Source organism: Pseudomonas xantholysinigenes (genome assembly GCF_014268885.2).
Classification (GTDB): Bacteria; Pseudomonadota; Gammaproteobacteria; order Pseudomonadales; family Pseudomonadaceae; genus Aquipseudomonas; species Aquipseudomonas xantholysinigenes.
In genome coordinates, this window is the sequence record NZ_CP077095.1 from 3,506,588 (window position 1) to 3,519,189 (window position 12,602).

The 12,602-nt window shown below is 66.1% G+C and carries 16 protein-coding genes; 7 read left to right on the top strand and 9 right to left on the bottom strand.

Annotation, left to right across the window (positions count from 1 at the left end; all coding sequences use genetic code 11):
• Window positions 1-370: 370 nt before the first annotated feature.
• The 7 genes from proP to HU772_RS15630 all read left to right on the top strand — a co-directional run bounded on the left by proP (window position 371) and on the right by HU772_RS15630 (window position 8,310).
• Entirely contained in the window at window positions 371-1,873 is a 1,503-nt protein-coding gene (gene proP, locus HU772_RS15600) for a glycine betaine/L-proline transporter ProP (RefSeq protein ID WP_186659594.1), read from the top strand.
• Between the two features lie 150 nt (window positions 1,874-2,023).
• Window positions 2,024-2,479, top strand: a complete 456-nt coding sequence (locus HU772_RS15605) for a (2Fe-2S)-binding protein (RefSeq protein ID WP_186659592.1) — start codon at window positions 2,024-2,026, stop codon at window positions 2,477-2,479.
• A complete protein-coding gene (locus HU772_RS15610; RefSeq protein ID WP_186659591.1) occupies window positions 2,479-4,722 on the top strand; it encodes a xanthine dehydrogenase family protein molybdopterin-binding subunit in 2,244 nt (747 codons plus the stop codon). Before HU772_RS15605 ends, HU772_RS15610 begins: the two co-directional genes overlap by 1 nt.
• A 17-nt stretch (window positions 4,723-4,739) precedes the next feature.
• Window positions 4,740-6,074 (top strand): c-type cytochrome, encoded by a 1,335-nt coding sequence (locus HU772_RS15615; protein WP_186659590.1) that lies wholly within the window; start codon window positions 4,740-4,742, stop codon window positions 6,072-6,074.
• A gap of 138 nt (window positions 6,075-6,212) precedes the next feature.
• Complete coding sequence (locus HU772_RS15620) at window positions 6,213-7,229, top strand: XdhC family protein (RefSeq protein ID WP_186659589.1); 1,017 nt, start codon at window positions 6,213-6,215, stop codon at window positions 7,227-7,229.
• A 95-nt stretch (window positions 7,230-7,324) separates the two neighbouring features.
• Window positions 7,325-7,921 (top strand): hypothetical protein, encoded by a 597-nt coding sequence (locus tag HU772_RS15625; RefSeq protein ID WP_186659587.1) that lies wholly within the window; start codon window positions 7,325-7,327, stop codon window positions 7,919-7,921.
• Window positions 7,922-8,001: 80 nt separating this feature from the next.
• Entirely contained in the window at window positions 8,002-8,310 is a 309-nt protein-coding gene (locus HU772_RS15630) for an NIPSNAP family protein (protein ID WP_186659586.1), read from the top strand.
• A 15-nt stretch (window positions 8,311-8,325) separates the two neighbouring features.
• Here the strand turns inward: HU772_RS15630 and HU772_RS15635 are convergent, their stop codons facing one another.
• The 9 genes from HU772_RS15635 to HU772_RS15675 all read right to left on the bottom strand — a co-directional run bounded on the left by HU772_RS15635 (window position 8,326) and on the right by HU772_RS15675 (window position 12,577).
• Window positions 8,326-8,586 carry a hypothetical protein gene (locus tag HU772_RS15635; RefSeq protein WP_186659584.1) on the bottom strand — a complete coding sequence of 87 codons (261 nt, stop codon included), beginning with the start codon at window positions 8,584-8,586 and terminating at the stop codon, window positions 8,326-8,328.
• A gap of 72 nt (window positions 8,587-8,658) precedes the next feature.
• Window positions 8,659-9,213, bottom strand: coding sequence for an EndoU domain-containing protein (locus tag HU772_RS15640; RefSeq protein ID WP_186659582.1), 555 nt, complete (start codon window positions 9,211-9,213; stop codon window positions 8,659-8,661).
• Window positions 9,214-9,289: 76 nt separating this feature from the next.
• Complete coding sequence (locus tag HU772_RS15645; protein ID WP_186659581.1) at window positions 9,290-10,072, bottom strand: glycoside hydrolase family 19 protein; 783 nt, start codon at window positions 10,070-10,072, stop codon at window positions 9,290-9,292.
• A 91-nt stretch (window positions 10,073-10,163) separates the two neighbouring features.
• Window positions 10,164-10,550 (bottom strand): hypothetical protein, encoded by a 387-nt coding sequence (locus tag HU772_RS15650; RefSeq protein WP_186659579.1) that lies wholly within the window; start codon window positions 10,548-10,550, stop codon window positions 10,164-10,166.
• A gap of 31 nt (window positions 10,551-10,581) precedes the next feature.
• Window positions 10,582-10,755, bottom strand: a complete 174-nt coding sequence (locus HU772_RS15655; RefSeq protein WP_225923030.1) for a hypothetical protein — start codon at window positions 10,753-10,755, stop codon at window positions 10,582-10,584.
• Between the two features lie 43 nt (window positions 10,756-10,798).
• The gene (locus tag HU772_RS15660; RefSeq protein ID WP_186659576.1) at window positions 10,799-11,104 is read right to left on the bottom strand and encodes a hypothetical protein; all 306 of its coding nucleotides are present in this window, start codon (window positions 11,102-11,104) and stop codon (window positions 10,799-10,801) included.
• On the bottom strand, window positions 11,104-11,376 hold the full coding sequence (locus HU772_RS15665; protein ID WP_186659574.1) for a hypothetical protein: 273 nt from the start codon (window positions 11,374-11,376) through the stop codon (window positions 11,104-11,106). Before HU772_RS15665 ends, HU772_RS15660 begins: the two co-directional genes overlap by 1 nt.
• Before the next feature lie 86 nt (window positions 11,377-11,462).
• Window positions 11,463-12,077 carry a DUF2589 domain-containing protein gene (locus HU772_RS15670; protein WP_110698588.1) on the bottom strand — a complete coding sequence of 205 codons (615 nt, stop codon included), beginning with the start codon at window positions 12,075-12,077 and terminating at the stop codon, window positions 11,463-11,465.
• An 11-nt stretch (window positions 12,078-12,088) separates the two neighbouring features.
• A complete protein-coding gene (locus tag HU772_RS15675) occupies window positions 12,089-12,577 on the bottom strand; it encodes a DUF2589 domain-containing protein (RefSeq protein WP_186659573.1) in 489 nt (162 codons plus the stop codon).
• Between the last annotated feature and the right edge of the window lie 25 nt (window positions 12,578-12,602).

Sequence of the window (12,602 nt, forward strand, 5' to 3'; positions counted from 1 at the left end):
GCGGGTTACCCACGAAGCAAGCGACACGGTGCCTGGCACCGGCTACGCCGGTGTTCGCGACTGAAGCCGCTCCCACAGCAACCGCGCTAGCTTTAGCAGTTGAGCAAGACAGTTGCTCCCACAGGTTGCAGCGCAAGCTTGAGATCTTGCGCAATCCTGTGGGAGCGGGCTTGCCCGCGAACACCGGCAAAGCCGGTGCCAGCCGCCGCATCGTCTGATTTACCAGCAAGGCCGGCGCCTACAGGCAGCACACTGAAGAACGCCACAAATTCACTTTGCACGGAATTATTTAGCGCACCGCTGCCTCTGAGTCCTTAGTAGCGCTGGCCAACCCATGGCCATGCCGCCCGCCACCTAAGGACAACGGCCCATGAAATCACGCAGGAAACCCGTCAAGCCCATCGGCCTGAAGGACATCACCATCGTCGACGACGCCAAGATGCGCAAGGCCATCACCGCCGCCGCCCTGGGCAATGCCATGGAGTGGTTCGACTTCGGTGTCTACGGCTTCGTCGCCTATGCCCTGGGCAAGGTGTTCTTCCCCAACGCCAGCCCCGGCGTGCAGATGATCGCCGCCCTGGCCACCTTCTCCGTGCCCTTCCTCATCCGCCCACTGGGCGGGCTGTTCTTCGGCGCCCTGGGCGACCGCTACGGCCGGCAGAAAGTGCTGGCCGCGACCATCGTGATCATGTCCCTGAGCACCTTTGCCATCGGTCTGATCCCCTCCTACGCCAGCATCGGCATCTGGGCACCGGTCCTGCTGTTGCTGGCGAAGATGGCCCAGGGCTTCTCGGTGGGCGGCGAGTACACCGGCGCTTCGATCTTCGTCGCCGAGTACGCCCCGGACCGCAAGCGCGGCTTCCTCGGCAGCTGGCTGGACTTCGGCTCGATCGCCGGTTTCGTGCTCGGCGCCGGGGTGGTGGTGCTGATCTCGACGATCCTCGGCGAGGCACAATTCCTCGAGTGGGGCTGGCGCCTGCCATTCTTCCTCGCCCTGCCCCTGGGCCTGATCGGCCTGTACCTGCGCCACGCCCTGGAGGAAACCCCGGCCTTCCAGCAACACGTCGACAAACTCGAGCAAGGCGACCGCGAGGGCCTGGCCAGTGGCCCGAAAGTCTCGTTCAAGGAAGTGGCGACCAAACACTGGCGCAGCCTGCTGACCTGCATCGGCGTGGTGATCGCCACCAACGTCACCTACTACATGCTGCTCACCTACATGCCCAGCTACCTCTCGCACAACCTGCACTACAGCGAGGACCACGGCGTGCTGATTATCATCGCGATCATGGTCGGCATGCTCTTCGTGCAGCCGATCATCGGTCTGCTCAGCGACAAGTGGGGGCGCAAACCTTTCATCATCATCGGCAGCGTCGGTCTGTTCCTGCTGGCCATCCCGGCGTTCATGCTGATCACCAGCGGCAAGCTGGCGGTGATCTTCGCCGGGCTGCTGATGCTCGCCGTGCTGCTGAACTTCTTCATCGGCGTGATGGCCTCGACCCTGCCGGCGATGTTCCCCACCCATATCCGCTACAGCGCCCTGGCCAGCGCCTTCAACATCTCGGTGCTGATCGCCGGCCTCACCCCGACTATCGCCGCCTGGCTGGTGGAAACCACCGACAACCTGTACATGCCGGCCTACTACCTGATGGTCATCGCCGTGGTCGGCCTGCTCACCGGCCTGACCATGAAGGAAACCGCCAACCAGCCGCTGCGCGGCGCCGCTCCGGCCGCGTCGGACATCGAAGAAGCCCGCGAACTGCTGCAGGAGCACCACGACAATATCGAGCACAAAATCGAGGACATCGACGCGCAGATCGCCGAGCTCGAGGCCAAGCGCAAGACCCTGGCCCAGCAGCACCCGCGCATCGATTGAGCAACGGTTTGCGCATTCCGCCGGATTGCTTGCCTGATCCTCTGATCTTGCAGGCTGTAACGGTTCCGCGCGGGCAAGCCTGTGCTAGCGTTTCTGGATTGGGGAACAGTGTATTCCCCGCTTCCAGACCGTGATCAGCAGGTGAACTCCATGGAACTACGCATCAATCAGAAGACCTACCAGGTCGAGGCCGACGCCGACACACCCTTGCTCTGGGTGATCCGTGACGACCTCGGCCTGACCGGGACCAAGTACGGTTGCGGCCTGGCCCAGTGCGGCGCCTGTTCGGTACTGGTGGACGGCAACGTGGTGCGCGCCTGCGTCACTCCGGTGGCCGGGGTGGTCGGCCGCGAGGTGACCACCATCGAAGCCATCGAGGACGATGCGGTAGGCAAGCGCGTGGTCGAGGCCTGGGTCGAGCACCAGGTGGCGCAATGCGGCTACTGCCAGTCTGGCCAGGTCATGGCCGCCACCGCGCTGCTCAAGCACACCGCCAAGCCCAGCGCCGAGCAGATCGACGCGGCGATGGTCAACCTGTGCCGCTGCGGCACCTACAACGCCATCCATGCCGCCCTGCACGACCTCGCCGAAGGGGGTAAAGCCTGATGAGCCTGCGCATCGATAGCCCCGAAGACCTGCTGAAACTGCCGGCGGGCGAAACCGTCAACCTGTCGCGCCGGCGCTTCCTGGTCGGCACCACCGTCGGCGCGCTGGTGCTCGGCTTCGGCCTGCCCATGGGCGCACCACGAGTACAGGCTGCCAGTGCCGCCGAGCGTGGCACCCAGGTGCCGGCCTTCCTGGAGATCCGCCCGGACGGCAGCGTGCGCCTGCTCAGCCCATTCATGGAGGGCGGGCAAGGCGTCAACACCGCCATGGCGCAGATCATCGGCGAGGAGCTGGACCTCGAGCCAGCCCGCTTCCTGGTCGAAAGCGCGCCCGCCGGCGAAGCCTACGTGGTGATGGAAAACGGCCTGCGCATCACCGGCGGCAGCATGTCGGTGCGCATGAGCTACCCGACCATGCGCCGCCTCGGCGCCCTGGCCCGAGCCATGCTGCTGCAAGCTGGTGCCCAACGGCTGGGCGTGCCGGTGAGCGAGCTGACCACCGAGCCGGGCAAGGTTGTGCATGCGGCCTCGGGCCGTTCGCTCGGCTACGGCGAACTGGCCGAAACGGCCATGGACCTGCCGGTGCCGGACCCCGCCAGCGTCACCCTGCGCGACCCCAGCCAGTTCCGCTGGATCGGTAAGCCGGTGCAGCGCCTCGACGCCTACGACAAGTCCACCGGCAAGGCCGTGTACAGCATCGACGTCAAGGTCGACGGCATGCTCCACGCCGCCGTGCAGCATGCGCCACGCCTGGGCATGACGGTCGGCCAGCTGCGCAACGAGGATCAGGTCAAGGCCATGAAGGGCGTGCATTCGGTGCACCAGCTCCCCGGCGCGGTGGCGGTGGTCGCCGAGCGTTGGTTCAACGCCAAGCGTGCGGTGGAGGCCTTGCAGGTGGACTGGAAGGAACCCGGGGCCGACAGCAAGGCGCGGCCAATGCCGGCGGATTTTTCCAGCGATGGCTGGCGCGAGCACCTGGCCAGCCAGACCGGCCCGGCCCGTGACGAAGAAAACCAGGGCGACGTCGCCGCCGCGCTGGCCAGTGCCAAGACCACCGTCGAGGCCACCTACCACAACCAGTTCCTCAACCACGCCCAGTTGGAACCGCCTTCGGCCACCGCGCGCTTCAACCCCGACGGCAGCCTCGAGGTGTGGCTGCCCAACCAGGCCCAGGACATGTTCCGCGACGACATTGCCAAGCGCACGGGCCTTGCGCCTGAGCGCATCACCCTGCACTCGCCGTTGCTGGGTGGTTTCTTTGGCCGGCACTTCCTCTACGACGCGGCCAATCCCTACCCACAGGCCATCGCCCTGGCCAAGGCGGTGGGCCGGCCCGTGAAGCTGATCTGGAGTCGCGAGGAAGAGTTCCTGCGCGACGCCATGCGCCCCATGGCGGTGGCCAAGTTCCGCGCCGGGCTGAATGAGCAAGGCTTGCCGGTGGCCATCGAGGCAATCAGCGCCACCGAAGGCCCGACCGAGTCCATCGCCGGCCAGCAAGGCGACAAGGTCGACCCCACCGCCCTCGAAGGGTTGTCGGGCAAGGCCTACGCCATCGCCAACAAGCGTATCGCGCAGATCTATGTGAAAACGCCGGCCATGCAGGGCTACTGGCGCTCGGTGGGCAACTCGCTGAACGATTTCTTCTACGAATCGTTCCTCGACGAACTGGCCGACAAGGGCGGTCATGACCCCTTCGAGCTGCGTCTGCAACTGCTTCAGGGCAACCAGCGCCTGACCACCCTGCTGCAGGCGGTGGCTGAGTTGTCCGGCGGCTGGAAACGCGGGCCGTTCACCGCCGAGGACGGCAGCCAACGCGCCCGTGGCGTGGCCATGGCCTCGCCGTTCGGCTCGGAGGCGGCGGTGATCGCCGAGGTGTCGCTGGAGGGCGGCCAGGTCAAGGTGCACGACATCTGGCAGGCCATCGACCCGGGCAGCATCGTCAACCCGGCGATCATCGAGGCCCAGGTCAACGGCGCGGTGTCCCTGGGCCTGTCCCAGGTGCTGCTGGAAGAGGCGGTGTGGCACAACGGCGTGCCGCGGGCACGCAACTACGACCTGTACCCGATCCTGCCGCCATCGCGCATGGCCCGGGTACATGTGCGCATTGTCGAGAGCGGCGCGAAGATGGGCGGCATCGGCGAACCGCCGCTGCCTGCCGTGGCCCCCGCGGTGGCCAACGCCGTCGCGCGGTTGACCGGCCAGCGCGTGCGCAGCATGCCCTTGAGCCGCCATACCTTCAGCTGAGCCGACAAGGACTGCCCATGAACAACAGCCGATTCGCAACAACCGCCGGCTGGCTGGCCTTGCCGTGCCTGGTCGCGGCAGGCCTGCTGGCCTGGTACGTCACCCGCGAGCCCGCCTCGCCCTTCAGCGCCCAGGACAGCGCCGATGCCACCCTGGTCAGCCGTGGCGAGTACGTCGCCCGGCTCGGCGATTGCGTGGCCTGCCACAGCCTGCCGGGCAAGGCGCCGTTTGCCGGTGGCCTGGAAATAGCCACGCCGTTGGGGGCGATCCATGCCACCAACATCACCCCGGAGCGCGAGCACGGCATCGGCGCCTACAGCCTGGCCGACTTCGACCGCGCCGTGCGCCAGGGCGTGGCCCCGGGCGGGCGCCGGTTGTATCCGGCCATGCCCTACCCGTCCTACGCCAAGCTCAGCGACGACGATGTGCGCGCGCTCTATGCATTCTTCATGAAGGGCGTGCAACCGGCCGCCGAGGCCAATATCCCCAGTGATATTCCCTGGCCGCTGAACCTGCGCTGGCCCATCGCGCTGTGGAATGGCCTGTTCGCGCCGACCAGGCCCTATGCGCAGCAGCCCGAGCAGGATGCGCTGTGGAATCGCGGCGCCTACATCGTCCAGGGCCCCGGCCATTGCGGCAGTTGCCATACCCCGCGGGGCCTGGCGTTCAACGAAAAGGCCCTGGACGACAGCGGTGCGCTGTTCCTCGCCGGCGCCCTGCTCGACGGCTGGTACGCGCCGAGCCTGCGCCAGGACCACAACACCGGCCTGGGGCGCTGGAGCGAGCCGGAGATGGTGCAGTTCCTCAAGACCGGGCGGAACAAGCACGCGGTGGTCTACGGCTCGATGACCGAGGCGTTCAACAACTCTACGCAGTTCATGAGTGACGACGATCTGGCAGCCATCGCCCGCTACCTGAAGTCACTGCCTGGCGATCCTCAGCGCGATGGCCCGCCCTGGCAATACCAGGCACCGGTCGCTGCCAGCGAGGCGCCGGGGGCGCATACCTACGCGACCCGCTGCGCCAGCTGCCATGGCCTGGATGGCAAGGGCCAGGCCGAATGGATGCCGCCCTTGGCGGGCGCCACCTCGATGCTGGCCAGGGAGGATGCCTCGGCGATCAACATCACCCTCAACGGCTCGCAGCGTATCGTTGCCGCTGGCGTGCCGGATGCCTATCGCATGCCGGCGTTCCGCGCGCAGTTGTCGGACCAGGAGATCGCCGAGGTGTTGAGCTTTGCCCGCGCGGCCTGGGGCAATCACGGCGGTGCGGTGCAGGCCAAGGCAGTCGGCAAGTTGCGCGAGCATACCGACCCGGCCAGCAGCAGCCCGATCATCCTGCATATGCGCTGAGCAGGCACTGCGGTGGAGGGCACGGGCTTCGCCCGTGTTCGCGGGTAAACCCGCTCCCACAGGGATCGTGTCAGCTTTTAGCCATTGAGCAAGACAGTGGCTCCCACAGGCACACGGCAAGACGAGGTTTCACACTCCATGGAAAGCATCGACCTACTGGTGCTGCGCACCGCCCATGACTGGCTCCAGGCCGGCCACCGCGTGCTGCTCGCCACCGTCGCCCGCACCTGGGGCTCGTCGCCGCGCCCGGTGGGTTCGATGATGGCCCTGCGCAACGATGGCCGGGTGGTTGGCAGCGTGTCCGGCGGTTGCATCGAGGACGACCTGATCCACCGCTACACCACCGCCTATGGCGGCCCCGGCTTGCCCGAGGGGACGCCCGAGGTGATTCGCTACGGCATCAGCGCCGACGACGCCCACCGCTTTGGCCTGCCGTGCGGCGGCACGCTGGAGCTGATCCTCGAGTTCAATCCCGCCGTCGAACCGTTGCGGCAGTTGCTGGCCCGGCTCGACGCCGGCCAACTGGTGCGCCGTCACCTGGCCTTGGCCAGCGGCGCGGCCAGCCTCGAACACACCACCACCCCGGCACAGTTCAGCTTCGATGGCCAGCGCATGGTCAACACCCTCGGCCCTGGCTATCGCATGCTGCTGATCGGTGCTGGCGCACTGGCCGAGTACCTGGCGACCATGGCCCTGTTCAACGGCTTCAAGGTGGCGGTCTGCGACCCACGCCCCGAACACATGGCCACCTGGTCGGTGGCCGGCGTCGAACATCTCAAGGGCATGCCCGACGACATGGTGCGCGCGTACAGTGCCGATCTGCGCACCTGCATCATCGCCGTCAGCCACGACCCCAAGCTCGACGACCTGGCCTTGCTCGAAGCCCTGCACAGCCCAGCGTTCTACATCGGCGCCATCGGTTCGCGGCGCAACAGCCAGCTGCGCCGCGAGCGGCTGATCGAACATTTCGGCGAAAGCGAACAGTCCCTGGAACGCCTGCATGGTCCCATCGGTATCTACATAGGCAGCAAGACCCCGGCGGAAATCGCCGTGAGTGTGATGGCCGAGGTACTGGCGGCGAAGAATGCCGTGGCCTTGCCGGGCGCGGTGAATGTCTCGCAGGCCAAGGGTGAGCATGAGCATCAGCCTTTGTAAGGCCGGGACCGGCCCGCCTGCACGCACTGGTCAACCTGTGTCTATGCTTCTTCTCGCATACACCCACCGGTAACGACCACAAGGAAGACAGGCCAATGAACCCCACCCGTTCCCTCGCACGTGCTGTAGCTTTCGCCTCGTTAGTGTCCGCCGCCAGCTTCGCCGCCCATGCCGCCCATGCCGCCCAACTGCCCATCGCCAGCGAAGCGCTGGAAAGCCATGTCACCACCGAGGTCACCGCCATCGACCTGGCCAACCGCCAAGTGACGGTCAAAGGCCCTCACGACAAGGACGTGATCTTCCAGCTCACCGAACAGGCCAAGGCCCTGCCCAATCTCAAGGTCGGCGACCAGATCGACATCAAGGTGACCCGCGCCGTCGCCTACGTGCTCAACACCCGGGAAGGCGGCGCGCCGAAGGCCTCGGTGGAATCCGGCACCATCCGCGCCACGGCGGCCAACCCCAACCCCGGCGGCGAAGCCTTCCGCCAGGTCAAGGTCACCTCGCAGATCAAGAAGATCGACCTCGCGGCCCACGAAGTGACCCTGCTGCCACCGGAAGGCAAGCTGCAGGTGGTCAAGGTCGAGGACCCTGAACTGCAGGCACGCATGAAAAACCTCAAGGTCGACCAGACCGTGGAAGCGATCTACACCGAAGTGCTGAGCGTGGAGACTTCGCGCCCAGCCCAGTAAGGCACTGCCCGCCCGGCGCATTGCCAAGGCGATGCGCCGGGCCGTAAGGTGGCACCCCGGCTTATCAAGGAGTGCACGCCATGGTCACCTGCCACCTCAAGTATCTCATCGACCCTTACCAGGTCCCGGCCTTCGAAGCCTACGGCAAGCTGTGGATCGACCTGGTCAATCGCATGGGCGGCACCCATCACGGCTACTTCCTGCCCAGCGAAGGCGCCAACAATGTCGCCTACGCCTTGTTCAGCTTCCCCAGCCTGGCGGCGTACGAGCAATACCGCCAAGCGTCCGAAACCGACCCCGAGTGCATCGCCGCCTTTGCCCTGGCGACCGAGCAGCGTTTCATCCTCAGTTATGAACGCAGTTTCCTGAGGCCGGTGTTCAGCGCATAGGCGCCTTGCTAGCGCCTACAGGTCGTCGGCATCCGCCTGCAAGGCCGCGATGAAGTCATCCAGGGACAGGCGTACGGTGGGCCAATCCTTCACGTAGTGGTGCTCGATCAGCACCTCATTCTCTTCGAACGCCACGTAGTAGGCATTGCCGCTATAGGCTTCCACCACCCGGTTCTGCCGCGCGGCCAAGGCCTTCTCCAGCAGGTGCTCGCGAGCAACACCCGTCACCTCGTCGTCGAGGAACTGTTGAAAACCAGACGTATTGGGGTTGGACATGCGCAGGCTCCTTTGCCGGGAAAACGAAAAGAGCCGGGCATTGCGCCCGGCCCTGCCGAGGATGACGCAGAATCAGTAGTCAGGATAGGCCGTGGTCACCACCGTGCCAGTGGCATCCATGTAGCCGACGATGTTGAACGACGCCGCCGGGGTGCCGGCCTGGCAGCTCGCCCCCGACGGGCCGCGGAACTGTGTGCCGTTCAGCGCGGTGCGGTTGTTGTAGGCGTTCTGGATGGCCGCCACCACATTGGCCTGCGAGCAGCTATCCGGGAACATCGTGGAGATGCTCTTGGTGGCGGTGACACCGTGCTGGGTGATGTTGAAACTACGCAACACGTAGATCCCGGCAGGCCCCTGCGGGGTATTGGTGGTGGCCGCCGTGAAGGCCACGGTAGCTGGCAGCTGGCCTGCCGGTCGGCTATGGAAGCCCTTGGCCCGGTTGTTGGCCACCTCGCCGCAGAACACATGTTGTTGATTGACCGCCGGCGCGCCGCCCGAGTTGGGCTGCGGGCATTGCACGGCAGCCTCGGCGGATGCCATCGGCACCAGGGTAAAGGCCAGGCTACCGATTACCGCCAGGCCCGCCAGTGCGGCACGTGCTGGGTTAAGTGCGAAAGTCTTTTTCATCTTGAAGCTCCTTTTGCAGTGACAGGACGTTGTTGTCCTCTGGCTCCGCCGCTGCCGGCGGAAAACGCGAATGGGGTCAGCCGAGCAGCAACCACTTGGCCCGGGCGAGGTAGGCGGCGCGATCATCAAGGCCGTTGAAACCGCCATTGACGCGTCGGGTGACCTCGCGCAGGTCGTCCTTGTCGGCCCAGTCGTTGAGCGTGCGGTTGGCCCAGAACCAGCCGGCGACATCCACCGCCAGGGCCGGGTCGCTGCTCACCAGGGCGGGGTCGTCCTTGTTCTCGAAGTCACGCTTGCAGTACTGGCCGTACTGGCGGTAGTTGGCGCGGCCGGTCAGCTGGATCAGCCCACGGCCCTTGAAGCGCGGGCCATCGCCCGTCTGCAGGTTGCCCAGGTCCTTGCGCCCCTCGTAGGCGCTGCCCGAGGCCAGCTCCTCGGTGTAACGCAGGCAGCCGCTCTCGTGGGCGATCTGCGCAAGGAAGTGGGCGATGCGCAGCGGCGTATCGATGCGGTAACGGGTCAGCACATCGAGCACGGGTTGGTGGAACGCGGCGATGCGTGCGCTGCTGGCGTTGATCAGCGCCAACCAGAGCTTGGGCTGGGTGAGCCCGCCGGACAGGCCGCCGCGCAACGCGGCCAGGGTGGCATCGCCCGCCGTCACCGGCTTGCCCACCGGACTGCCGATGATCTGCTGGAAGTTCTCCAGGGCGCCGCGAGTGCCGGCGCCCCACAGGCCATCGGTGCCGAGCGCGCAGCTGAAACCGCGTTGCCCGCTGTTGAGGTTGAGCAGCAACTGCAGGCTGCGCACATCGGCGGCCGCGTTGTTGCCGCCGGTTCCTACGCTGTTGGTGATGCACATGGTCAGCTCCTTTTTCCGGGCAAGCCGCTCCCCTTGGGGCAGCGGGCGAGCCGTGCCTTGGTGGCGGAACGAAAGGTGTCGGGTGGCGGCGTTACTTGCCGGACGGCAAGACGGTCAGGCTGTAGGCCAGCTTGTTGCGTTGGGTGAACAGTTGCAGTTGCAGGCCGCCACCGTCCGGCTGGCTCTGCAGGTAGCCCTGCGCAAGCGGCCCGCACAGTCCTGGGCCCGCGCCTTCCAGGCCGTAACTGTCAACCTGCCCGCTCGCCCCGCTGTACTCCAGGTCGAAGCCGCATTTCCAGTTGCCGTTGAAACGCACCTTGCCCGCGCGATCCCCCAGCCCGGCGGCGGGCTCGATATCCAGGACCACGGGTATGTCACGGCCATCGTCCTTGAGCGTGCCGCGGTACTCGACGGCCCAGGCCGATGCCAGGCTGGCGAGCGCCAAGGCACCCACGCATGCGGTTAGCAGCTGTTTCATGGTGACTCTCCTTGTTGGTTGATTACGCGGTTCAGAACGCCAGCACCAGCCCCGCCCACTTGGCGATGGCCAGGGCCAGGTCAGGCTGGATCGCACCGAGGGCCACCAACGCCGACAGTACCGCCGCGCCAATGGCGCACAGCACTCGCCTGCCAGTGGACATCCGCGCCGCTTCGCCAGGTTTTTTCTTCAGGATCGAGCGCATGGTCTGGGTCTCCTGGGTTGAAAGCAGCAGCCGCATCGAGCGGTCAGTTCGCCTGGTCATCGCCGGGCCTCCGGTAGTGCCCGAACAGCTCGCCATCGAGGCATACGACGATCGCCTCCTGGGCATCGCCGGGCACGGCGATGCTCAACTCATGCACGGCTTGCTTGCCGCGTGGCGCGCGGCCGACCCTTATGGCCAGGCAGCCCGGGGTGTCGCCTGGCTCGACGGTCGCCGCCAACAGCACCTGCATCTGGGCGATGCGGATACCCGGCCAGCGATACCCGGTGGCCTGCTGCGCGCAGGCCATGGCGCCACCGAGGGCCTGGACGAATTCTTCGAGGTGGTTCATCACGAGGCCTCCTGTTCGTCGGGCAGCCAGAACGGCCGACGGGCGAAGCCCACGTGGTAGATGAGCGACTGCAGCACCACCTGGTGCTCGCCGATGTTGAGCAGGTTGAAGCTTTTCTCGATGCCGACGATGCGCCCCTTGGGCGGCTCGCTCAGGCAGCGGTTGAGCAGCGCGGTCTGCGCCTGGATGACCTCCTGCGACGTCAGCTTCTCCGGATCGGTGCTGCCGACGACGATGCGTTTCACATATCCCACGTCCGTTAGATCGAACATCACGGAACTCCTTTCCGGAAAAGACTGACGGCCAACCCCCGGTCAAGGCTCAGGCGAACCTGGGGCTGACGTTGGGCCGCTCACCCTTACTGCTGGGTGATGGCTTTTGGCGCAACCGACTGCGAGATCATGTCCAGCACCCGGGCCAGCCCTTCCGGCATACCGTCGTCGGCGGCGTGAACCTCGACGTGGTACTTGGCCGACTGGTCGGTCGAGCGGGTGTTCTCCTTGTGCGAGGACACCGAGCCGGAGATGTTGACCTTGGCGCTGAACGGTCCCCAGCCCACGCTGGCCTCGGCCGACATCGCCGCCTGGGCGTCGGTGGCTTCGCGTGATTGCTCGGAGTTCTTCACCTCCATGTCGAAGGTGATGTCGACCTTGTTGATCGACAGGTTCGGCACCTTGACCACCGCCAGCAGCGGTACTTCCAGCTCGACGCGCTCCATGGGGATGGTGCCGTCGTCGGGCTTGCTGGTGGAGGGGCGGTCGAAGCGGAAGCTGACCGTGCGCACATCACCCACCCGGTTGGGGTCGGTGTTGTTCGGGTCGGGCGCCGGTGGCAGGAAGCCAATCACCTTGATGAAGTCGGCGGTAGCGTTGGCCAGGCGGACCTGGGCGTCGCAAGCGGCGGTCAACGGACCACCGATCAGGTCGCCCATGGGCAGGCCGCGGAACTGGTCACCCATCGAGAAGTTAGCCATCTGTGTCTCTCCTAGATCAATTTATCGAGGTTTTGCAGCAGCCGAGCCATCCCCTCCGAAGGGGGCTGGGTTTCGACTTTGAGGGTGACGCGCGCCAGCGGCCCGCCTTCACCATTGCGGCGAACGCCCAGGTCGACGTTCAGAGCCTTGTGGTTCTCGCTCGGCCAGCCCGAGTCATCGGCGCCGGCATTGGCCGGTCCGACGTTCGCGGCTGAACCGTCATCGGCGTTCAGGCCTACCTCGAACGAGATTTCCATATCCTTGACGGCCATCAGCCGTGCCCCTACCAGCGACAACAGCGGCACCCGCACCACGCGCTCCTCGCCTTCGCGCGCCTCGGGCGAATGGGACGGCAGGCGCACATCGATGCTGACCGGGCGGTTGTCTTCGTCGAAGTACTGGCGCACGGTCGAGACCTGGAAGCGCTGGATCTTGTCCTGCGCCTCGGCGACCGCGCCGGCGATGCTCTGGATGAGGTGGTGGAGGGATTGATTCGCCACGTCCGACGCTCCTTGTCTGCTGCGG